The sequence below is a fragment of the Alicyclobacillus vulcanalis genome (genome assembly GCF_900156755.1).
Lineage (GTDB): Bacteria > Bacillota > Bacilli > Alicyclobacillales > Alicyclobacillaceae > Alicyclobacillus > Alicyclobacillus vulcanalis.
Window position 1 is genome coordinate 252133 of record NZ_FTOO01000003.1, and the last position, 21001, is coordinate 273133.

A 21001-nucleotide genomic window follows, 5' to 3' on the forward strand; every position below is an offset into this window, starting at 1 on the left:
TTCACTTGAAGACCTTGAACCGCGCTTCCACCGGTTGCACTTGCTTTTCGCGCGGCGCATTCTCCGGCGAGCCAAACGGCATCTGCGCGATGAGCCGCCACGTCTCTGGGAGGTTCCACTCCGCCTTGATGCGATCCTCCGCCACGTTGTAGTGCTGGAGGCTCGCCCCGTAGCCCTGCGCCTCAAGCGCCACCCAAACGGCGTACTGATGCATCGCGTTGGTATGTTCCGCCCACACGGGGAACTTGTCCTGATTGGCAGGGAACTTCTTCTGGAACGACTCGATCACGTCCTGGTCCTCGAAGAAGAGCACCGTGCCATAGCCGCTGCGGAACCCCGCGAGGCGCGCTGCGATGGTGTCGAGCTGTTCCGGCGGCGCCACAGCGCGCATCACATCCTCCACCAGCGACCAAAGTTTTTCGTGCGCCGAACCCAGCAAAAGCACGAGCCGCGTCGACTGCGAGTTGTAGGCGGAGGGCATGTGCTTCACGATGTCCGCCAACAGCTGTTCCAGCTCCGCGTCCGACAGAGGAGACTTCTTCCCCACTTGATGAATCGAACGGCGCTCCCGGATCGCAGTGAGCAATCCTTTCTCTGTGCTTACAGGCATGTCTGAATCCCCTCCACTCTCGATGATGTTTTCGATCATACCCCTCGTCAGTATACCCGCTTTGCGCGGCGTTCGCATGGCGCCACGCGTGTTTGCGGCGCACGGCGATCCGGCCCAATGACACGGCCCAGTGGCATGGACGCGGTCCCCCGCGATCGGCAGCGAGCGCCAGGACGCAAAACGGCCACAGGGCCCTGACCCTGTGGCTCATTTCCCGCGATGCCAGCGCCCGTGAGGGGGCGACCGGTACGCACCTTAGGGGGTCGACCGCTGCGCCCCTGAGGGGAGTGACCGCCGGACCGTCACTTCACAGGCTGCGGCTCGTCCTCTGGATCGGTCGGCGATTCCGCCTCCTCCTCGTCCAAGTCCTCAGGCACGTCCGCACGGTCTTCATCGCCTGGCTGCGCCTCGCCGGCGTGGCCGCCCGCCGTTTCGGGCTCGGCATCGACCACCTCTTCCGCTTCGGCGACACTGTCGGCGATCTGGATGTCGTGCTCGAGCGCGTGTTCAACAGGCGACTCGTTCACGCCGCCTTCCAGGGCGCCCGCAGCGACACTCGGCGCCGCCTCAGCCTGACCGCGCGCCACCGCACTGGCGGATGCGGAAGCACCCGCCGCCGCCGTGGCCTGAGCCAACTTCGGCCGGCGAATGAAAAACGCGAGGACAAAGGCGATAAAGCTGCCCCAGGTCGCCCACCAGAACGCGTCGTTGATACCCATGATGGTGCTCTGCTGTTCGGCAAGTCCGTACAGCACATAGCGCGCGAGTTCCTCAGCCGCCTGCAGCGAGTTGTGCAGGTGGATCATGAAGTATTCGACGATGGTCTGATACATCGTGTAGATGTAGTGGTTGTTGACCGTCACCGTGTTTTGGAAGTCCGCGTAGTGCACCTTGGTGCGATCCGTCATGATGGTGACGAGCACCGCGGTGCCGACGGACGAAGCCACGGTGCGCGCCGTGTTGGCGGCCGACGTGCCATGCCGGTACAGGTGCCGCGGAAGCTGATTGAGTCCCGCGGTCTGCACGGTCATGGCGAGCATCGACATGCCGAACATCCGCAGCGTGTACAGCAGCATGATGTGCCCGTACCCGGTCTGCGCGTTCAGTTTCGTGAACTCCCAGGTCGTGATCGTCGTGATGGCGAGACCGAGCACCGCGAGCGGGCGCGCGCCCACTTTATCGAAGATGGCGCCGGAGATGGGCGACATGATGCCCATCAGGATGGCCCCGGGCAGCATCATCAAGCCGGACTGGAGCGCCGTGTAGCCGCGAATGTCCTGAAGGTAAATGGGCATCAGGATCATCGCGCCGAACATCGCCATGTTCACGATGCAACCGACGATGGTGGTCATCGTGAACACGTCGTACTTGAACACGCGCAGGTCCAGCATGGGCTCCTTGGCTGTCAGCTCACGCAAGATGAAGAACACCAGGAACACGCCGCCCACGATAAGCGAGATCTCGACCACGTCGTTGCCCCAACCCTTGCTGCCCGCTTCGCTCAGGCCATACAGCAGGCTGACAAAGCCCACGATGGAGAGCAAGAAGCCGGGGACGTCGAGCTTCGGCCGGACCGGCTTGGCGACGTTGCGCAGCACCGCCACCGCCAGAATGATGTCGATGAACGCGAGCGGAATGACAATCCAAAACAGCCAGCGCCACGACCAGTTGGTCACAATCCAGCCGGAAAGCGTAGGCCCGACAGCCGGCGCGAAGAACATCGCGATGGCCATCGTGCCCATCGCGCGCCCGCGCTGCTGGGGCGGGAACAGCTCGAGAATGACCGTCATCAAGAGCGGCATCATGACCGCAGAGCCGGACGCCTGGACAATCCGCCCGAACACCATGACGCCGAAGTTCGGCGCAATGGCGCAGAGAAAGGACCCTGCGAGAAACAGCGACATGGCCGAGATGAACAGCTGCCTCGTGGTGAAGGTCCCCATCAAAAAGGCGGTGATGGGGATCAGCACGCCGTTGGTCAACATGTACGCCGTCGAGAGCCACTGCACGGTGTTGGCATCGACGTTGAACGCCGACATCAGATGCGGCAGCGCCACGTTGAGCAACGTCTGGTTCAAAATCGCGATGAACGCGCCGAAGATCATCACAATCATGATGGGCGTCCGGTGCGGATGTCCGTGCGCCGCCTCACCGCTTGGCGCGTGACTCGGCGCGTTGGGCGAGGCCGGCACGACCGCTTGACCCGCGGCCGGTTGCAGCGACTCGTTCGACATACGCCTCACCCCTTACTTGTGGATGCGAACCGTCGCACTCATGCCAGGAACCAGCCCACTGCCCGCCGTTGTGCCAATCGAGATTTCCACCGGAACAACCTGCGTGACCGGCGTGTAGTCCGCCGTGGTGCTCTGACTCGGAAGCAGAGAGAACGTGCTCGCCGTGGCGTCTCCAATTTGCGTCACGGTACCGCTGATGGACCCGGCCTTCCCGGCCACCCAAACATCCACCTGATCCCCGACCTTGACGTTCTGCAGCTGCGTCTCCTTGATGTTGGCCACGATGTACAGGTGGTTCATGTCGTACGCGTAGGCAAGAGGCGTGCCCGCGGCAACAAACTCGTTGTTCATGACCTCGTTCTGCGCGATGGTCCCGTTGGCCGGCATGTCAACCGGGACGTCGACGGTCTTGTTGCCCACTTGGGTCTGAATCTCACCAATTTGGTCACCCGCGCTGAACGAGCTGCCGTTGGTGCCCTCCCAATTGATGAGCTTGCCGCTCGCCGGCGCGGACACGACAATCTGGTTGCCTGCAACCTGTGCGTCGTCCGTCTTCAGATACAACGTCGACTGGTTGTAGAAGTAGTAGCCCGTGATGGCCGCGGCAATCAGGACGATGAGGATGATCAGGTTGACGAGGATCATCCTGCGAAACGTGGTGCCGGAATTGTTCGGCGTGGGATTGGCATTCGCGCTCATGCTGTACATCTCCTCCTCTGTCTTTTTCCGATCTCGGCGCATCTTCAAGCACCGCGATCATTTTAGACATTAGACCTTTTAACCACTATGTATATTTAACCTATTTAGGTGTATGAGTCAAGCGCTCGGAGTGGAAATTGTTTCAGTTCTGTGTACAAAGCGTGATACAATGGGGATAGCATGCCAATCTTCTGGCGAAAGGCGTGGGCTCCACGTGAGCGAATGGATCGTCATGAAGCAATGCGCGTCCTGCAGGGCGGTCAATCGCATTCGCCTGGAACACGGCTTCTTCTGCCGTTGCGGCAGGTGTAAAGCCCCTCTGGCCCTCACCCACTACGAGATTCTCGGCGTACCGAAAAACGCGACGCTGCCTCAGATCAAGGCGGCCTACCGGCGTGCGGCGAAATTCTGGCACCCCGACGTGCACGAGGGGCGGGATCGCGCTGCGGCCGAGCGCCATTTCCGGCGCGTTCAGGACGCCTACCACACCCTCTCCCACCCGGAAGCGCGCAAGCGCTATGACCTGTTGCTCGATTTTGAAGGTGCGTACCCTGGCGGCACGCAGGAGACGGCGTCGGCCACCGAGGAACCGGCGTCTTCGCAGGCGAAGCCGGGCTGGTCCGCGTTCGCGCAGGGCCGCTTTCTCCTGCGCGCAGGCTGGAACTCCATGAGCGGCAAGCGCCAAGCGGAATCGCGCAAGCCGAGGCCCGTGACCCTTTACACCGTGCTCGGCGTGGGCCTCTTCACGGTCTGCACCATCGGCGGAGCCATCTTGACCGGCCTCTTTGGCTCCAAGCTGGCGCTCGTGATACTCTTGAGCCTGGGCCTGGTGGGGGGCATGCAACTCCTGTACCTGTTGACCAAAATGACGCTCGACGTGGAATCGTGACAACGCAATGGACTTCGCTAGGAGTGAAGACGCATGGAGTGGAACGGGAATACCGTGCTGGTGACGGGCGGATCGAACGGAATCGGGCTCGCGCTCGCCGTTCGGCTGCTCGCGCGCGGCAACCGCGTGGTCATCTGCGGACGCCGCCAGGACAAACTCGACGAGGCCAGAGCCGCACATCCCGACCTCATCACCGTGCGCTGTGACGTGATGCGCCCGGAGGAGCGGATGGAGCTCTTGGCGTACATGAACGAGACGTATCCCGAATGGAACGTGCTCGTGAACAACGCCGGGATTCAGCAGCATGTGAACGTGCGGCGCGCGAATGAGCCGTGGGAGCACTACGAGCGAGAGATTGCCATCAACTTCGACGCGCCCGTGCACCTGACCCTGGCGGCCCTTCCGCACCTGCTGGAGCAACCTCGGGCGGCCGTGATCAACGTGACCTCGGGACTGGCCCTCGCACCGGCGGCCTGGGCCCCGATCTACAGCGCGACGAAGGCCGCCCTCCGCTCGTTCACGGAGTCGCTTCGGCTCCAGCTCGAAGGCAGCCGCGTGGAGGTCATCGAAATTGTACCACCCGCGGTCAACACGGATCTCGGCGGGCCGGGGCTACACACGTTTGGCGTTCCGGTCGACGACTTCGCCGACGGCGTGATGGCGAAGCTTCTGGCTGGCGCTGTGGAAATTGGCTACGCCGATGCGGAGCGCCGGCTTTCCCTCGTTCCTGAGGAGCTGCGCGAGGCCGCCAAGCGGATGTGGTCGGGATTTCAGGCGCGCAATTCGCACTTCTGAGGCTCCGCAAGACTTCTCATGGCCGCGCGTCATCGCCATCTCGGGGGGCCGCCTGTCTGCACCATGCGGCCAGGTCTTGTGCCGACGCGGGGCGTGCCTTCCAAAACCCTTGCATCTCGTCGCAACCCGTGCGCGCGAGCAGCAGCTCCTGCTCGCGCCGCTCCACCCCTTCTGCAATCGTGCGCATGCCGAGATCGTGCGCGAGGCGGACGACGCCGGCCATCAGGCGCTCGTGGCGCTCGCCCTCGGGCGCCATGGTGAGAAGCGAAGGATGCAGCTTGATGGCATCGTACGATCCGGCCGAGAGCGCGGCAAGCACGGCCTCGCCATGCCCGAAATCGTCGATGGCGATCGAGACGCCGACGCGGTCGAGCTGGACGGCGAGATCGCCGATGAGCTCTGCGTACTGCGCGAGCAGGCTCGCGTGCACCTCGAGCTGCAGGTGACGGGGCGAAAGCTCGGCCTGCCGCAGGGCTTGCGCCACGCCTTCGACGAAGTGCGGATCGGCGAGTTGCGAGAACGAGACGTTGACCGACACTCGCAAGGGAAGGTTCTGCCGCTGCCACTCTGCGGCGGTCCGGCAAGCGGTCTCCAGCACCCAAGTGCCGATGCGCTGCATGAGCCCCCACTGTTCTGCGAATGGAACAAACACCGCGGGAGGCACGAAGCCGAATTCGGGCGAGTTCCAGCGGAGGAGCGCCTCGGCACCCACAAAACGGCCGCGGCGGACATCGAAGATGGGCTGGTAATCGAGCGAAAACTCGCCGCGATCGAATGCCTTCGGAAGCGCGTTGTGCAAAAGCAGCCGATTCTGAATGGCGCTGTCCCCGCTCTCGCTGTAGAGGCAAAGGCGGTGCCCGCCCTGCTCCTTGGCTGCGTACATGGCGATGTCCGCGTAGCGGAGGAGCGCGTCGACGTCGCGGCTGTGGTCCGGGTAGATGGCCGCGCCGATGCTGATGCCCATCGGCACCGACTCGCCCATGACTCGCAGCGGCTCGTGAAAGGCCTCCAGGCAGCGCCCCGCCGTGTCGCGGACGTCCGCCTCTCCGCCGATCCCGGCCTGGATCACGGTGAACTCGTCGCCACCCATGCGGTAGACCTTCGCGCGCCCGCGAAGCGTCTCGCGCAGGCGCTCGGCGATGGCCTTCAGCGTCGCGTCGCCGAACTGATGGCCAAACGTATCGTTGACGTACTTAAACCCGTCGAAGTCGAACAGGAAGACGGCGAGCTTTTCCCCGCGCCGCTCCGCCCGCATCACGGCCTCGCGCAGGTCTTGTTCAAACTGTTGTCGGTTGGGTAACTGGGTCAGGGCGTCCGTGAAGGCGAGGCGCTGCAACTCGACCTGATGATGCTTGCGATCCGTGATATCCATCGCAAGCCCTTCGAGATATCGGGGGCGACCCTCGGCATCGTGGCGCGGGTACAGATGAACGGCCACCCACCGCTCGGAGCCGTCGCGGTGGCGAATGCGGTACTCGCTGCGGCTGTTGTTCGGAATTTGCGCAGGCTCCGCGGTATTCAGAACTTCTCCCGGAAGCAAAGAGCGCCACAGGTCTGGATGGTTCACCAGCTCGTCGCACGCGTAGCCGCTCATCGCCTGGCACGCCTTGGAGGCGTAGACCAGCCGCTTCGATACGGCGTCGTACACGAATAGGCAGATCTCCGCAGCCTCGGCGATGCGCTCAATGACGCTTCGCGACTGCTCCACCTCTGCGTACATCTCCGTCTCGCCGACCTGATCCGTCACCACGAACACGAGGCCGCCCGCGCCCGCGGACCAAGCCCACGTCTCCGAGCGCAAGGCCCCGCCATCTTTCGTGCGCCAACGCACCAGGCGGCCATTGACGCATCCGTTCCGCTGAATTTCGCCCTGATATCGCTCAAAGTCGCCTTCTTTCCACCAGAAGGGCGCGCGTTGCCCGACGATCTCGTCCTCGTCCCAACCCAGCATGCGCGCTGCGGGCGCAGACCACAGGTTGACGCGGTTGTCCGCGTCGACGCCGAACACCGCGAGAGGCGCTTCGCGGACAAGCCAATCTTCAGACGAACGCGTATGCAGACCGTTTTCGTCACCCGACTGCGGAGCACGTGAATGCACCAGGACTCCCCATCCCATTCGAATGCAGTCCCCGCCGGACCATGGCGTCGGCCTCTTGGGGCAGATGCAGCAGGAAACACGCAAAATCCCGCCGATCCGGCGGCACGAGGTGTGCCGTCGGTCAACGCGGATTCCTAAGAGTTCTCTAACGATTATACTGCTTATCCTGCCAACTTGACTAGTGTCTGTTGGATCCGGGATGCGTTGCAACGACGCGCGCCGTTGTCACGCGCGCCGCGCCTTCAGTGGTGACCTGGTCTCGTGATGTGGGCGCCACTGAATCAGATGGCCCGCGGCCACGCCGTGAATGGTGCGCGCCATCACGATCACGAAACATAGCCACAGAATGCCGAGTTGCACCAGACCCGCCACGGCGAAGAACGGGTGCCCGACAAGCTTGTGCAGCGCGTAGGTGCCGTTCGTGAAGGCGCCCATGGGGAAGACGTAGCTCCACCAGCCGAGGTGAAAGGGAAGCCCCTCGCCTTTCGGCGACAGGTGCAGGAACGTGTACAACGCCGACATCAGGATCCACCAGACGCCGACACCCCACATGGCGATGGCCACGACCCCGCCGAGATCGCGCAAGGGGCCGGCGGCGGTGCCGAAGACGTGCGGCGCGTTGAGCGCGATGCCCGAGAACGTGCCCATGGTCATGCCGATGGGCCCAATTTCAATCCACAGCGTCGGCGCTTCCTGTCCGTTCAGCCTGCGGTGAAAGACCAGGCGCGAATAGACGAGCGCGCTGGCCATCAGGTACAGGAAGAACGTCATGCCGAAGAGCGCCAGGATACCTGCTGTCATGGTGAACTGCGCCCCAGGCCCTCCGGCGTAGGGGATCAGGTTGGTGCCGGTGGCCGCCGCCACGATGGGCGGGACGAGCGGAATGAGCCACGACGCCACCGTCTCATCTCGCTCCACCTTATGCTCCGTGAAGAGCAAATAAGGCACCACAATCACGGAGAAAAGCGACGCGGCAACGCCCGCGAGCCAGATGGCGAAACTGATCACGATAGCCGTGTGCTTTTGCATCATGTGCGTGCCGATGAGGAAGTAGTCGTTGCCCACCACGTTCATGCCCATGGCCAGCGCGCCGTAGAACAAGGCCCGGCCGGGATGGCGAAAGTCCTCGATTGCGGCGTCGGGCGTCAGCAACCAGCGCAACAGCCACATCAACAGGGAAATCACGAACACGACATTGACGCAGATGAACAAGACCTCGCCGACGGCATGTTGCAGCGGCAGATGAATCGGCGATGTGTACGTGAGCGCCGCGACAATGCCGATACCCATCACCGTCGTGAACCAGTTGACGCCAAACTGCCGGATGATGTGCATTCCGTCACCTCCCACTCATGTCAACTTCCATGGTATGAGGTGACGTTCATTAGGGGAAATACATCTTTTTAATGTACACTATAAGCAGAACTTATCCTGTTGGGGTGGGATCGCGTGGATTTACAGTTGCGAGTGTTTGTCACCGTCGTCGAAGAAAACAGCTTCACGCGCGCGGCGGAAAAGCTGCACATCAGCCAGCCGGCCATCAGCCAGCACGTGCAGACCCTCGAGCAGCGGCTCGGCGTCCGCCTGATCGATCGCGGAAGGCGGCGCATGCAGGTCAATCCCGCCGGAAAAATTGTCTACGAGCACGCCCGCGAGATCCTCTCGCTCTACCGCCGCATGGAGCGGCTCATCGCGGACATGCAGGACGTGCCTGCCGGACAGGTGAACGTGGGCGCAAGCCTCACCTACGGCGAATACGTGCTTCCTCACGTCATCGCGCGCTTTCGCAAGACTTACCCCGCCGTGCAGCCCGTCGTATCCATCGCCAACACGCAGACCATCGCCCACGCCGTGGCTGTGCGCGATCTCGACATCGGCATCGTCGAGGGCCGCGATGTCGTCGAGGACGACGTGACCCTGACGCCGTTCGCCGAGGATGAGATGTTGGTGGTGGCGAGCCCAGGATCGCCCTGGTGCGCCGAGGCGCCGGATCGCCGTCTGCTGGAACGCGCGCCCTGGTTCATCCGCGAGCCCGGATCCGGTACGCGCGAGATGACGGATCGGCTGTTTGCACAGCTTGGCATTCAGCCGCGCGATCTCGTCGAATACACGAGCAGCCAGGTCATCAAGGAGTCGGTGGCTGCAGGCCTTGGCCTCGCGTGTCTGTCCCGCTGGGTCGTGGCAAGAGAGCTCGCGTGGGGCATGCTGCAAGCCCTCGCCATCCCCTGTGCACCGGTGAAGCGCACGTTTTCCATCGTCACGCCGAAGTCGGAGTTCGAGACCCGGGCGTCGCGGCTGCTCCACGCGTTTCTGTTGGAACACGGATCGCCCGAGAACCCAAGCATGACCTCCGGGTGAAGGTGGGGTGACCGAAAGCGCCCGGGTCACTTGTGGTACGGCTCGCCGCGCAGGATGCGGATCCCGCGGTACAGCTGCTCCAAGAGGACCACGCGGGCCAACGCGTGCGGCAGCGTGAGCGGGCCAAAGCTCCAGCGCAACACGGCGCGCCGCTTGATCCGCGGATGCAAACCGCGCGATCCGCCGACGACAAACACCAGCCGCCCGTACCCGGCTGCGCACAGCCGATCGTACCGCTCGCTCCACGCCTCGGACGACAGCATGTCGCCGGCGATGTCGAGCGCAATCACGCCATCCCGCGGGCGCAAGTGCCGCTCTATGCGATCCGCCTCGCGCGACAAAAGCGCCTCCACCTCCCCCGCCGACATGTCGTCGCGATCGGGCTCGTCCTGCACTTCCACCATTTCGAGGTCGACATACGCAGAAAGGCGCTTCTCGTATTCGCGAAGCGCCTGCAGCCAAAACTTTTCGCGGATTTTCCCCACGGCCACCACAGCGACCTGCACGTTCGTCCCCTCCCCCGGGGACGAAAGCCAGGGCGCGGACCGCGCCCCATCAGCGCGTGACGTCCAACGCCGGTTCGGTGGTCAGCCTCGTCCCCATCTGGCCAATCTTCACCTGAAGCGCAAGGAGTTTGTCGCCGCGATAGACGCGCACCGCCGCCACGTCGCCAGGGTGAATCTGGAAGAGCGCCGTGCGCAACTCGGCCATGGTTTTCACCGTCTGGCCGTTCAACGCCACGATCACGTCGCCTGGACGGAGACCCGCCGCGCGCGCCTCTGGCGAAGAAACCCGCTTCACCCACACGCCGTAATCCACCGGCACGTCAGGCCACATCTGCTGCGGCAGTGACGCGAGCGAGTAACCTTCCACGCCGAGCGCCGGGTGCACGGCATGCCCCGTGTCCATCAACTGCTTGGCGACGACCTTCACCTCGTTCGAAGGGATGGCAAATCCCATGCCTTCGAAGTTCTGCGCGACAATCTTACAGCTGTTGATTCCGATGACCTCGCCCCGGATGTTGAGCAGCGGACCGCCGCTGTTGCCGGGGTTGATGGCCGCGTCGGTCTGGATCACCGTCTGATAGTCGAGCGTCTGCCCCGTCGCCTCATCCTGGACGGGCATGAGGCGGCTCTTGGCGCTCACAATGCCGCTCGTGACCGTGTCGGCGAAATCGAGGCCGAGCGGCGTCCCGATGGCGATGGCCGGCTCGCCCGGCTCGATCCGACTCGAATCGGCAAACGTGACCGGTTCAATCCCGCGAAACACGGACGCCGGCACGCGCAGCACCGCCAGGTCCGTGTAGGGATCCGTGCCCACCACGTCCGCATCGTGGTGCTTGCCCGGGTCCACCACGATATCCACCTTCGCGGCACCCTCGACCACGTGGTTGTTCGTCACAATGTAGGCGTGGCGATCGTCCTTGTAGAACATCACGCCCGTGCCGATCCCCGTGGCCTGAAGCTTCGACGTCTGGGAGAAGAAGTTCGATACAAGTTGATAATTCTCGACGCCGACCACATCCGGCTCGACCCGCTTGACCGCCTGGGTGACGCCTGTGGAGACGCTCACGACGCCCCCAGGGTCGGCCGCCGCGTTCACAGCCTTCACCTCATGATGACTCGGCGCTTGCGCCGACAGGGTTGGCACCGATCGCGGCGCGGTCAGCCCCGCGGCGAGCCCCAGCCCGCCCGACGCGAGCGCCAAGAGCCCCGCCACCCACGCGCGCCTCGGCCGTTTCTGCCCCATTCCCCTCACAGCTCATCCCCCCGCACGCATCGACGCGATATGCTGAGGGTAGTGTGAGCGGGAGAGCCTGGAATCATACGGTTGCCCGGGAAATTTCCATTGCTGCACAAGGGCCTTGGCGGCTGGTGCGATGCAGTTGCACGCGGTCCGCCAGCTCCGGCCTCGCGTCGAAGACAATCTGTTCCACCGTGAGTTCTGCGAGCTCCGGTAGGTTGTTCTCGCCACTCAGGTGGGCGAGATACACGTGCGCCGGCGACTCCCCAAGGATATCAATCAGGGCGTAAGCTGCGTCCACGTTCGACAGATGTCCCTTGTCGCCGAGGATGCGCCGCTTGAGGTGCCACGGATACGGGCCCGCCCGCAACATCTCCGTGTCGTGATTCGTCTCAAACACATACACATCACATCCCTGGAGGAGCGCGCGCTGGTGGTCGCTCACGTAGCCAAGGTCCGTCACCACGGCCAGGCTGCCGTCGTCCGTGTCAAAGCGAAACGCCACCGGCTCCTCGGCATCGTGGGACACGGAAAACGGCGTGACGCGCACGTTGCCGATCACAAACGATTCCCCTGGGCGAATATGTACGACGCGATCGCGCTCCTCGATACGCGCCTTGGCAGGCAAGCCTGCGTATGTACCCTCCGTCATGAACAGCGGGGCTTCGCTCTTTTTCGCCACTTGAACCAGGCCCTTGACGTGATCGTCATGCTCATGGGTGACGAGCACGGCCGTGATCTCGCGCAGTTCCCGCTCACACTGCGCACGCAGCCGCGTCTCGAGCTGTCGGCCGCTCAGGCCGGCGTCGAGCAGGATGCGCGTGTCACCGGACTCCAGGTAAAGGCAGTTTCCGTTGCTGCCGCTCGCCAGGACGCAGAATTGCACGCGCCCACCTCCCTATCCACCTCCGCCGCGGCGTTTCGCACGCCGGGCGGGTTCAAGACCTCAATACGCGTTTTGCATCTCGACCTCGCCCGTGAACGCATTGACGAAATAGATGCCGGACGTGGTGACGATGCGCCATACCGGGAACCAGTAGCTGTGCAAAATGGCCTGGCTGCCCGACGTCACTTGGATTTTGCGCGCATAGCCGAGGTCCACCTTCACCACGCTATTCACCTGGCCCGATCCGGCCTTGTCCACCGCCTCGGCAAAGCTGTCCAAGGCGTCGAGCGCGCTGATCACCGGTTTGGGCGGGCTGTTCGCCTCCACGTGATCGATATACGTCTGAGTATAGCCTAAAAGCTCGCCCTTTTGCTGCACGGCGATCACGTCCGCGTCAAACACGGGATACCCGTCCACGAGTTCGAGGTACACGGCATGAACGGGATCGGACGTCGTCGGATCGGGCTCGTAGTCCGAGCCGCGGAACACGTACGCGAGCGGACCGCGGTTCTGGGACAGCTGAAGGGGCGGCTGGTATTGCACGGCCCAGGTTCCCTGGCCCGTGACGGTGATCTGACCTTGGCTCGTGGTCAGCGTCCCGCCGGCGATTTGCACCTTACCCTTGGCGCCTGGAAACGCAGCTTGTTCCAGTGCGGACCAGCGCGGATTGGCGAAGTCCGCTTGGAACGTGACCAGGCTGGGCTGCCCGGACGGGACGGACGTCGCGAGGCTGAATCCCTGGTTGGCCAAGAGCGTTTTCGTGTTCGCGAGGGCGTCGGCCGGCGACTCGGCGTAGCCGCTCGCCAGCTGGCGCGACTCGTACAGAAGCCAGCCGAGAATGCCATCCAGAAGCGCAAACAGCGCGATGAGCCACGATTTCGCCACTTCCCAGTTCACGATAATCCCCCCGCGACCAGCTCGCCTGTCGCCGCGTTCAAGACCCACACGCCGCCGTTGGCGTTCGTCACATAGTCGACCGGCAACAGGCGAATCTGCCCCGCCTTCAGGCCCTGCGTGGACGGCCAGTAACCGAGTTCCACGTGAAACGTCGAAAGGGTCACGCGCTTCGTGCCGGTGACCTTGGCCAGCGCCTTGACCAGGGCCTCTTCGCCCATGATGGGGACCTCTGAAGCGCGGATGGGTTTGGTGAGCTCCCACAGCGGCCTGTCGAACTCCATGACGTGTCCGCTGTCGATTTCGAAGTTGTAGTCGGCGCGATTGGCCAGGATGGGATAGCCGTCGACGTACTGCGAAAACGCATACGTGGGCCCGTTCAAATTCACGGTCAACATGCCGATGAGGTCAAAGCCAATGAGATTGGCCGGCCCGCCGCCGTGCGCGTGGAGAAAGTCGATGGCGGCGATGTAGTCCTCGGTGTGCGCCGGGCTGGTGCTGGCGTTGGGATCCTCGTACTGCATCGACAGAGCGCCGCGATCGACCTGGACGGCCCGGCTGCCGTCGGTCCAGATGGTGACGGTCTTGCTCTCTTGAATGCGCGTGAGCGCCTGCGGATTGACGAAAAAGGACTGAACGAGCGGCATCACGGAGGGCTCCGCGATGGCGTACACGTAGCTCGTCATGCGTCCGCCCTCTGGCACGAAGCTCTCGCCCTCGAAGTCGCTCCACGCGGCATACGGCGCCTCGGCGACGTCGCGCGACGCCTCGCGAACGAGGGCCGATGCGGGCGCGGGCGCCGTGGCCTCGATGAGCTGGGGTTTCCCGGCCGAATCCATGCCCTCATAGACCACGCTGCAGTCGGACCCGGGTCCGGGCGTGAGCACGATGGCCCGGCAGTTGATCGCGCCGACGGAGGTGGCGAGATCGCCGAGCCACGGCCGTCCAATCCCGGGGTCCAGCGGCACGCCGAACTGAAACACGACGCTCATGCTGGCGCCCGACGGAACGGCGGCGATGGGCTGGGGACGCTCCGCCCGCAGCCCCATCAAAATGGCCGTCCACGCGGCATACGCGGCGCTTCCCGGCCGAACCACGGTGTACGCGTCCCCCGCGCGGATGTCGATCTCGTACGGCCTGACCGTGGAGGCGAGTGAAGGCGATGTGGAATACGGGATGGTCTCCGTCTCGGTCAACCCGATCTCGGCCCCTCCCTGCAAGTTCCCCGACCAAAGCGCATAGCTGAGCACGATGCTGGCCGCGACAAGCAGCGCGAGCACCACCATTTTCAACGTGCGCGCCCAGGCCTTCATGCGGCATCCTCCTCTGCGCGGCGCAGGGTCACGTATACCGTCGTGCCCCGCTGCAGCTCGCTCTCCATGCGGATTTCGCCGCCCATCCGCTCCACCATCTCCCGCGCCAACGCGAGCCCCAGGCCCGTCCCGCCGCCGCGCCGGCTGCGCCCCTTCTCCACCCGGTAAAACCGCTCGAACACGTGCGGCAAATCCTCCGCAGGAATGCCGATGCCCGTGTCCGCGACGACCAGCGTCACCTGGTGCGCGTGAACTTCCGCGCGCACGTCGATCCGGCCGCCGGGCGGGGTGTACTTCAGCGCGTTTGACACCAGGTTGTCCAGCACGCGGTTCACCATATCCTCGTCCCCATAGACGCACACCCCGCGCTCCTGAGGCAGGTGGACGCGAAGCGACAGTTCCTGTTTCGCCGCTTGCAGCTGAAACCGCTCGACCACCCCTTCGAGCAGGCCTGCAACGGGGATGGGCCTCATCTCTTCGCTTCGCCGCCCGCCTCGGTCGAGGCCCGACAAAAGCAACAGGTCCCGCGTGAGGCGCACCATGCGATCCGTCTCGCGCGCAATGACCTCGAGAAACTCCCGCTTCGTCTCCGCCTCGTCCTCGCCGAGATCGCGCATCACCTCGAGGTACGACTTCACCGTCGTCAGCGGCGTCCGCAGCTCATGGGACACGTTGCTGACAAAGTCGCGGCGCGCCTGTTCCAGCTTCTCCTGCTCCGTCACGTCCCGAACCACCGCGACGTACCCGTCGACCTGACCGCGGCGCTGCACGCTGGTCAGGATGACGTGGAAGATGGTGTTGCCAATGACGCGCACGTCGCGCACGCCGGTCGCCACGTCGCCCTGCATCAACGCATCCAGCTCGAGTTGGCGCAGCGCCTCGTCCTCCCCGCCCGCGGCTTGCGTCAGCATCTGCCGCGCCGCTCGGTTCATCATCAGCACCTGTCCCAGCGAGTCGAGGACGATCACGCCCTCACCCATCGAGGTGATGATGGCGCGCAGGCGCTCCTGCTCCAGGCGGTTGGCCGCGATGGCCTCCTCCAGTTCGTCGGCCAGGTGGTTGATGGAGGCGACGAGATCGCCAATTTCGTCGTTGCTCATCGCCTCCAGGCGCTGCGAGAAGTCCCCTCGCGCCATGACCTCCGCCTGGCGCGTCACTTCAATGACAGGCCGCGTGAGCGCGCGCGCCACGATGGCGCCGAGGATCATGACGATGGCCAAGACGGCGATGGAGCCGGTGTAGAAGATGGTGGTGGCTTGGTGGATGGTCTCGTAGGTGGACTGAATGGACAAGACGTACTCGAGCACGCCGAGGTAAGCGCCGTGCAGGGTCACCGGCACCGCGACCGCGAGCAGGTGGCTCTTGGACAGAGGATCGTAGCGCACGGATTGCGCGAACGTGCGGTGAAGCAGCGCCTGCGTGGCGACGGAGTCGATGCGCTTTTGGCCCACGAGCGCGCCGCCGGCCGTGGTGTACATCACGTACCCGCTCTGATTGAGGACGTAGACCGTGCCATTGAGAAACTGGGGCACCGACTGGAGAAGTGTGGCCACGGCGCTGTTCGACGTCTTGGCACCCGGGGACAGTTCGGGCGCGATGAGCGTCGCCATGAGCTGGGCCTGCGTCCGCGCCGTCTGCGCTTGATTGCGCACCAACGACGACGTCAGCGCCTGAACGAAATACGCGCCGATGAGCTCCACGGCGAACAAGATGAGCAACGTGTACACCATGACCAGCTTGACGCGCAGGCTTCGGAACCGCATCATTCATTCCTCACATAATACCCGACGCCGCGGCGCGTCAGCACATAGCGCGGTTGACTCGGATCCGGCTCCAGCTTTTCGCGCAAGCGGCGGATCGTCACGTCCACCGCCCGCGTGTCGCCGACGTAGTCGCTGCCCCAGACTTGGTCCACCAGCTGATCGCGCGTGAAGACGCGGCCAGGATGCGCTGCGAGGACGGCCAGCACCTGAAACTCGCGGTGCGTGAGCGGCACCGGTTGCCCGGCCTTTGTGACGGTGTACTCTGCGAGATCGATCACAAGGTCCTGCACGACGTACCGCTCGCTGTCCCTGTGTTCGCGCAGCACATCCGACGCCCGCCGCAGGTTCGCCTTGACGCGCGCCACCAGCTCGCGCGTGCTGAAAGGCTTCGTGACGTAGTCGTCGGCGCCGAGCTCGAGCCCGAGCACCTTGTCGACCTCGTCGTCCTTCGCCGTGAGAATGATGACCGGCACGCCCGAGGCCTGCCGCACGGCCCGAAGCACGTCGAAGCCGTCGACCTCCGGCAGCATGACGTCGAGCAGAATCAGATCCGGTTGGAGGGCCCGCCAGCGCTCCAGGGCTTCCTCGCCGTCGTACGCCAAGGAGACCCGGTATCCCTCTCTCTCCAGCGCAAACCGGAGGATGTTCGCGATGGGCTCCTCGTCTTCCACCACCAGGATGTGCGCAGGCATCTGGTTCCCTCCTTCAGGACGATCTCGCCCACACAATGTGGGGATGCGCGATCACCGTCTGGTACGAGCCCATGTTCTGCAAGAGGACCGCGTACGGATTCGACACGCTGATGGCGCCGAGATCGGGCTGGTACGAGGCCACGTCGATGACCGGCGGGCCAAACCACCAACTTTTCAGCGTGATATAGGCGATCACATGCGGCGGCAAATTCACGGCCGCATAGCTCGGGATGTCGTAGACGTACGCGAAGCGGGCCCAAAACAGGAACATGAGCGCAACGGCAAATGCGGCGAGCGCCCGCGTCCAAAACCGGAGGCTGCGAATCGCCCGCCACGCTCTGACCCGCCGCATGCGGCGTCTCCGCCGCCTCCTTCGGCGCTTCCGCGCCTTTTCCATCAGCTTTCGCCGCTCCCGGCGCGTCAGGCGGCGCTCCTCGACCGGAAAGTCCGCCGCAGACCGCGGCAGTCCCGTCTGCCCTTCGTTCATGGCTCCGCGTGTGCCCGTTCGAGATTGACGAATTTGTTGAAGTTCTTGAGAAACACGAGCTCAATCTTGCCCGTCGGGCCGTTCCGCTGCTTCGCGATGATGACTTCGACCACGTTCGGATTCTCCGTGTCCGGGTTGTAGTAATCGTCACGATACAAAAACGCCACCACGTCGGCATCTTGCTCGATGGAACCCGACTCGCGGATGTCCGAGAGCATCGGCCGCTTGTCCTGGCGTTGCTCCACCGACCGGCTCAGCTGAGCGAGTGCCAGGATGGGCACCTCAAGCTCGCGCGCCAGCTGCTTCAGAGAGCGGGAGATATCGGAGATCTCTTGCTGGCGGTTCTCCCCCGCCGTGCGCCTGCCGTGAATGAGCTGCAAATAGTCGATCACGACAAACCCAAGGCCGTGCTCGAGCTTCAGGCGGCGGAGCTTGCTCCGCATCTCCGGCACCGTGATGCCGGGCGTGTCGTCGATGTAGATGGGCGAGTTGCTGAGCGTCGTCACACCCATCGACAGCTTGGGCCAGTCCTCGTCGTCCAGCGTTCCGTTCCGCAGCTTGTGGCCGTCGATGAACGCCTCCGCGCAAAGCATGCGCTGCACGAGCTGGTCCTTCGACATCTCGAGCGAGAAAATCGCGACGGGCAGCCCTGCGCGAACGGCGACGTTCTGCGCGATGTTGAGCGCAAAGGCCGTCTTACCGACCGAGGGGCGGGCCGCCACGATGATGAGGTCCGACTTCTGAAAGCCGCTCGTCATGCGGTCGAGATCGCCATAACCGGTGGGGACGCCCGTGATGTTGCCGTCGCTCTCGTACAGCTGCTCAATTCGCTCAAAGGTGGTCTGCAGCACGTCGGCGATGTGCGTGAAGTCGCGCGTCCGCTGGTGCTGGCTGAGCTCGAGGACCAGCCGCTCGGCGTCCGCCAGGACCTCCGTCGCCGAAGCGTCGGGCTCGTACGCCTCCTCGGCGATCCGCGTGCCGACGGAGATGATTCGCCTGAGCAGCGCCTTTTCCCGCACGATCTCGGCGTAGTGCACGGCGTGCAACGCGGTGGGCATCATCGCGGCGAGATCGGCCAGATATTCGGGGCCTCCTACCGCCTCGAGGACATCGCCGTAGGTTCGAAGCCGCGACGCAACCGTGATGATGTCGACGGGATCCCCGGCCTCGTACACCTCGCGGATCGCGCGGTAGATGGCCTGGTGCGCGGAGCGGTAGAAGTCGTCCGGTTCGAGAAGTTCGAGCGCTTCGACGACGGCATCCGGCGAGATGAGCATGGCGCCGAGCACGGCCTGCTCCGCCTCGAGGCTGTGAGGCGGCATATGCAGCGCCGCCTCCGTCCCCGGCTCCCGCCACAGCGTCTCCTCTGCCGCCATGGGCTCCCTCACTCCGCTTCTACGTAGACGAGGATCTGCACGTGCACCTCGGGATGGAGTTTGACCGTGACCTTGTGTCCGCCGAGCGATTTGATGGGATCCGCCAGGGCGATTTTCCGCTTATCGACCTCGAAGCCCTCGGCTTTCAGGGCATCGGCGATATGCTTGGTGGTAATGGCGCCGAACAAGCGGCCATCCTTGCCCACCTGCGAGCGAATGGTGACTTTGAGGTTGTCGAGGCGCTGCGCCAGTGCCTTGGCGTCCTCCAACTCCTGCGCCTTCAACCGCTCTTCCTTGCGCCGCTTGTCTTCGAGCGCCTTGACCGCCTGAGGCGTGGCCTCTTCAGCGAGCTTGCGCGGAAACAGAAAGTTTCTCGCGTATCCTTCGCTGACCTCCTTGATCTCCCCTTGCTTGCCCTGTCCTTTGACGTCCTGGAGCAGGATGACCTTCACGATGGGCCACCTCCTTGTACCTAGATCCTACCCGCTGGCCGCGCTTGGCGCAAAGCCATGCTGAGATTTCCATATCGTCTGCGCCTGTTCAGGGTCCTCGCCACCCGTCAGGCCGGGCATTCGTCAGGCGTCTCTGCGGCGACCTTCCCACCGCGACTTGAGGTATTGGATGATGTCCTCGGCGGCCTTTTGGCGATCTCGCTCGGGATCGACCGGCATGCCTTCCAGCGCCAGGACCACTTCCCGGTCCAAGCGTTCCGGCGGGATGCCGAGTTCGTGGGCCATCAGGTACGACATCCCGACGACCTGCGCGAGCGATTCCACGCACATCGCGTGATTGCCCGCGTGCGCGTGGCGCATGACGTCGACGACCAGCTGCAGCAGATCGATCTGTTCTTGTTCGACGGCCCGAAGGCGCTTCAACAGCACATCCTCGATGCTCTCAGCCACGGCCATTCCCCCAGATCCCCGCGATTCGGCTCCATTCCACTTCCACAGGCCGAGCGCGAAGTCCTGCAAGAGGCCTGCGCCTATCTCCGCCTGACTGCGCCTGCCGACACGACAAAGGGCCGCCCGGCGGCGGCCCACGCCACCCCGAACGGCCCTTCGCGCATCTTCATTCCGTGGTGTACGGCAACAGCGCAATCTGACGCGCCCGCTTGATGGCAACCGTCACTTGGCGCTGATGGCGCGCGCAGTTGCCGGTGATACGGCGTGGCAAAATCTTGCCGCGCTCCGTCAAAAACTTGCTCAAGCGGCCCACGTCCTTGTAGTCCGCGTAGTCGATCTTTTCAACGCAGTACTGACATACCTTGCGGCGCTTGCCGCCGCGTCCCTTGCGTGGCATCGTGTTCCCTCCCTTGTGCGCCGGCCGCAGATCCGGACTGCGGCTTTGCGCTTCGAAATTGAGCTTCAGCGCGATGGTCAAAACGGAAGATCGTCTTCGGAGATATCGATCAACTGACTGTCATCCGCGAACGGATCGTCCTCAAACGGGGGTGCCGACGAAGGCGTCGGCCGCTGCTGCCGAGTCTGTGAGCCGGATGCGCTATAGCTCGCGTTCTGGCCTGCATCCGGGCCGCGATCCAGAAATCTGACCGTCTCGGCCACCACTTCGGCCACGCGAACGCGTTGCCCTTCGCGATTGTCATACGACCGAATCTGGAGCCTCCCGTCGACCGCCGCGAGCCTCCCCTTTTGCAGATACTGCGCGACGATCTCGGCCTGCTTCTGCCACACCACGACATTGATAAAGTCGGTCTGGCGTTCACCGCTGGGCCCCTGCCGCATGCGGTCCACGGCGAGCGTGAACGACGCCACGGCCGTACCGTTATTGGTGTATCGCAACTCCGGGTCCGCCGTCAGGCGGCCGATCAGGATCACTCGGTTCAGCATGCTCGTCCCCTCCGCGCTCACTCACCGACGCGGACTGTCAAATAACGAATCACGTTGTCGTCGATGCGCATGAGGCGCTCGAGCTCCTTCGGCGTCTCCGTGTCAGATGTGAACTTCACGAGCACGTAGTAGCCTTCACGGTGGCCGTCGATCTCGTACGCCAAGCGGCGCTTCCCAATCTCCTGAAGTTCGTCGATTTGACCGCCCTTGTCAGTGACAATGGACTGGTATCGCTGAATCACCTCTGCGGTCTGCTCAGCTTCGAGAGAGGGATTCACGATGTACATCAACTCGTACTGGCGCATCCCGTGACACCT

22 protein-coding genes are annotated in these 21001 nt (G+C 63.9%); 3 read left to right on the forward strand and 19 right to left on the reverse strand.

Going from position 1 to position 21001, the window contains the following annotated elements; all coding sequences use genetic code 11:
* Position 1 precedes the first annotated feature (1 nt).
* The 3 genes from BW934_RS05390 to BW934_RS05400 form a co-directional block, all read right to left on the reverse strand.
* Complete coding sequence (locus tag BW934_RS05390; protein WP_076346000.1) at positions 2-610, reverse strand: nitroreductase family protein; 609 nt, start codon at positions 608-610, stop codon at positions 2-4.
* A 302-nt stretch (positions 611-912) separates the two neighbouring features.
* Positions 913-2844, reverse strand: coding sequence for a DHA2 family efflux MFS transporter permease subunit (locus BW934_RS05395; RefSeq protein WP_076345858.1), 1932 nt, complete (start codon positions 2842-2844; stop codon positions 913-915).
* Positions 2845-2856: 12 nt separating this feature from the next.
* Positions 2857-3543: an HlyD family secretion protein gene (locus BW934_RS05400; RefSeq protein WP_234969589.1), complete on the reverse strand. Its 687-nt coding sequence runs from the start codon at positions 3541-3543 to the stop codon at positions 2857-2859.
* 214 nt (positions 3544-3757) lie between these two features.
* Here BW934_RS05400 and BW934_RS05405 point away from each other — a divergent pair, with 214 nt between their 5' ends.
* On the forward strand, positions 3758-4432 hold the full coding sequence (locus tag BW934_RS05405; RefSeq protein ID WP_234969591.1) for a J domain-containing protein: 675 nt from the start codon (positions 3758-3760) through the stop codon (positions 4430-4432).
* A gap of 33 nt (positions 4433-4465) precedes the next feature.
* On the forward strand, positions 4466-5227 hold the full coding sequence (locus tag BW934_RS05410) for an SDR family oxidoreductase (RefSeq protein ID WP_076345860.1): 762 nt from the start codon (positions 4466-4468) through the stop codon (positions 5225-5227).
* 16 nt (positions 5228-5243) lie between these two features.
* Here BW934_RS05410 and BW934_RS05415 read toward each other — a convergent pair whose 3' ends face one another.
* Both BW934_RS05415 and BW934_RS05420 read right to left on the reverse strand, forming a co-directional pair.
* Positions 5244-7325, reverse strand: coding sequence for a putative bifunctional diguanylate cyclase/phosphodiesterase (locus tag BW934_RS05415; RefSeq protein ID WP_076345862.1), 2082 nt, complete (start codon positions 7323-7325; stop codon positions 5244-5246).
* A gap of 225 nt (positions 7326-7550) precedes the next feature.
* Positions 7551-8660 (reverse strand): TDT family transporter, encoded by a 1110-nt coding sequence (locus tag BW934_RS05420; protein ID WP_076345864.1) that lies wholly within the window; start codon positions 8658-8660, stop codon positions 7551-7553.
* Between the two features lie 114 nt (positions 8661-8774).
* On the opposite strand from BW934_RS05420, the gene BW934_RS05425 reads away from it, so the two are divergent.
* A complete protein-coding gene (locus BW934_RS05425; protein WP_076345866.1) occupies positions 8775-9683 on the forward strand; it encodes a LysR family transcriptional regulator in 909 nt (302 codons plus the stop codon).
* A 26-nt stretch (positions 9684-9709) separates the two neighbouring features.
* Here the strand turns inward: BW934_RS05425 and rlmH are convergent, their stop codons facing one another.
* From rlmH to rpsF, 14 genes are all read right to left on the reverse strand, one after another.
* A complete protein-coding gene (gene rlmH / locus BW934_RS05430; protein ID WP_076345868.1) occupies positions 9710-10189 on the reverse strand; it encodes a 23S rRNA (pseudouridine(1915)-N(3))-methyltransferase RlmH in 480 nt (159 codons plus the stop codon).
* A gap of 49 nt (positions 10190-10238) precedes the next feature.
* Positions 10239-11432, reverse strand: coding sequence for a S1C family serine protease (locus BW934_RS05435; RefSeq protein ID WP_234969611.1), 1194 nt, complete (start codon positions 11430-11432; stop codon positions 10239-10241).
* 73 nt (positions 11433-11505) lie between these two features.
* Positions 11506-12312 carry an MBL fold metallo-hydrolase gene (locus tag BW934_RS05440; protein WP_076345872.1) on the reverse strand — a complete coding sequence of 269 codons (807 nt, stop codon included), beginning with the start codon at positions 12310-12312 and terminating at the stop codon, positions 11506-11508.
* Positions 12313-12372: 60 nt separating this feature from the next.
* A complete protein-coding gene (locus tag BW934_RS05445; RefSeq protein WP_076345874.1) occupies positions 12373-13209 on the reverse strand; it encodes a two-component system regulatory protein YycI in 837 nt (278 codons plus the stop codon).
* Positions 13206-14519: a YycH family regulatory protein gene (locus BW934_RS05450; protein WP_076345876.1), complete on the reverse strand. Its 1314-nt coding sequence runs from the start codon at positions 14517-14519 to the stop codon at positions 13206-13208. Before BW934_RS05450 ends, BW934_RS05445 begins: the two co-directional genes overlap by 4 nt.
* Positions 14516-16282 (reverse strand): ATP-binding protein, encoded by a 1767-nt coding sequence (locus tag BW934_RS05455; protein WP_234969593.1) that lies wholly within the window; start codon positions 16280-16282, stop codon positions 14516-14518. Before BW934_RS05455 ends, BW934_RS05450 begins: the two co-directional genes overlap by 4 nt.
* Entirely contained in the window at positions 16282-16974 is a 693-nt protein-coding gene (locus tag BW934_RS05460) for a response regulator (protein WP_076345880.1), read from the reverse strand. The genes BW934_RS05455 and BW934_RS05460 overlap by 1 nt, the downstream gene beginning before the upstream one ends.
* Before the next feature lie 13 nt (positions 16975-16987).
* The gene (locus tag BW934_RS05465; RefSeq protein WP_076345882.1) at positions 16988-17461 is read right to left on the reverse strand and encodes a hypothetical protein; all 474 of its coding nucleotides are present in this window, start codon (positions 17459-17461) and stop codon (positions 16988-16990) included.
* Entirely contained in the window at positions 17458-18837 is a 1380-nt protein-coding gene (gene dnaB / locus BW934_RS05470; protein WP_076345884.1) for a replicative DNA helicase, read from the reverse strand. The genes BW934_RS05465 and dnaB overlap by 4 nt, the downstream gene beginning before the upstream one ends.
* 8 nt (positions 18838-18845) lie before the next feature.
* A complete protein-coding gene (gene rplI, locus BW934_RS05475; RefSeq protein ID WP_076345886.1) occupies positions 18846-19289 on the reverse strand; it encodes a 50S ribosomal protein L9 in 444 nt (147 codons plus the stop codon).
* Between the two features lie 123 nt (positions 19290-19412).
* Positions 19413-19745, reverse strand: coding sequence for a MazG-like family protein (locus BW934_RS05480; RefSeq protein WP_234969595.1), 333 nt, complete (start codon positions 19743-19745; stop codon positions 19413-19415).
* A 160-nt stretch (positions 19746-19905) separates the two neighbouring features.
* A complete protein-coding gene (gene rpsR / locus BW934_RS05485) occupies positions 19906-20136 on the reverse strand; it encodes a 30S ribosomal protein S18 (protein WP_076346007.1) in 231 nt (76 codons plus the stop codon).
* Positions 20137-20213: 77 nt separating this feature from the next.
* Positions 20214-20684, reverse strand: a complete 471-nt coding sequence (locus BW934_RS05490; RefSeq protein WP_076345890.1) for a single-stranded DNA-binding protein — start codon at positions 20682-20684, stop codon at positions 20214-20216.
* A gap of 17 nt (positions 20685-20701) precedes the next feature.
* Positions 20702-20989: a 30S ribosomal protein S6 gene (gene rpsF, locus BW934_RS05495; protein ID WP_076345892.1), complete on the reverse strand. Its 288-nt coding sequence runs from the start codon at positions 20987-20989 to the stop codon at positions 20702-20704.
* Positions 20990-21001: the final 12 nt, after the last annotated feature.

Coding starts and splice junctions, on each gene's coding strand:
- rpsR (WP_076346007.1), bottom strand. CDS start 20,136: ATGCCACGCAAGGGACGCGGCGGCAAGCGCCGCAAGGTATGTCAGTAC.
- BW934_RS05395 (WP_076345858.1), bottom strand. CDS start 2,844: ATGTCGAACGAGTCGCTGCAACCGGCCGCGGGTCAAGCGGTCGTGCCG.
- rpsF (WP_076345892.1), bottom strand. CDS start 20,989: ATGCGCCAGTACGAGTTGATGTACATCGTGAATCCCTCTCTCGAAGCT.
- BW934_RS05390 (WP_076346000.1), bottom strand. CDS start 610: ATGCCTGTAAGCACAGAGAAAGGATTGCTCACTGCGATCCGGGAGCGC.
- BW934_RS05465 (WP_076345882.1), bottom strand. CDS start 17,461: ATGAACGAAGGGCAGACGGGACTGCCGCGGTCTGCGGCGGACTTTCCG.
- dnaB (WP_076345884.1), bottom strand. CDS start 18,837: ATGGCGGCAGAGGAGACGCTGTGGCGGGAGCCGGGGACGGAGGCGGCG.
- BW934_RS05435 (WP_234969611.1), bottom strand. CDS start 11,432: ATGGGGCAGAAACGGCCGAGGCGCGCGTGGGTGGCGGGGCTCTTGGCG.
- BW934_RS05400 (WP_234969589.1), bottom strand. CDS start 3,543: ATGAGCGCGAATGCCAATCCCACGCCGAACAATTCCGGCACCACGTTT.
- BW934_RS05420 (WP_076345864.1), bottom strand. CDS start 8,660: ATGCACATCATCCGGCAGTTTGGCGTCAACTGGTTCACGACGGTGATG.
- BW934_RS05410 (WP_076345860.1), top strand. CDS start 4,466: ATGGAGTGGAACGGGAATACCGTGCTGGTGACGGGCGGATCGAACGGA.
- BW934_RS05460 (WP_076345880.1), bottom strand. CDS start 16,974: ATGCCTGCGCACATCCTGGTGGTGGAAGACGAGGAGCCCATCGCGAAC.
- BW934_RS05455 (WP_234969593.1), bottom strand. CDS start 16,282: ATGCGGTTCCGAAGCCTGCGCGTCAAGCTGGTCATGGTGTACACGTTG.
- BW934_RS05450 (WP_076345876.1), bottom strand. CDS start 14,519: ATGAAGGCCTGGGCGCGCACGTTGAAAATGGTGGTGCTCGCGCTGCTT.
- BW934_RS05490 (WP_076345890.1), bottom strand. CDS start 20,684: ATGCTGAACCGAGTGATCCTGATCGGCCGCCTGACGGCGGACCCGGAG.
- BW934_RS05480 (WP_234969595.1), bottom strand. CDS start 19,745: ATGGCCGTGGCTGAGAGCATCGAGGATGTGCTGTTGAAGCGCCTTCGG.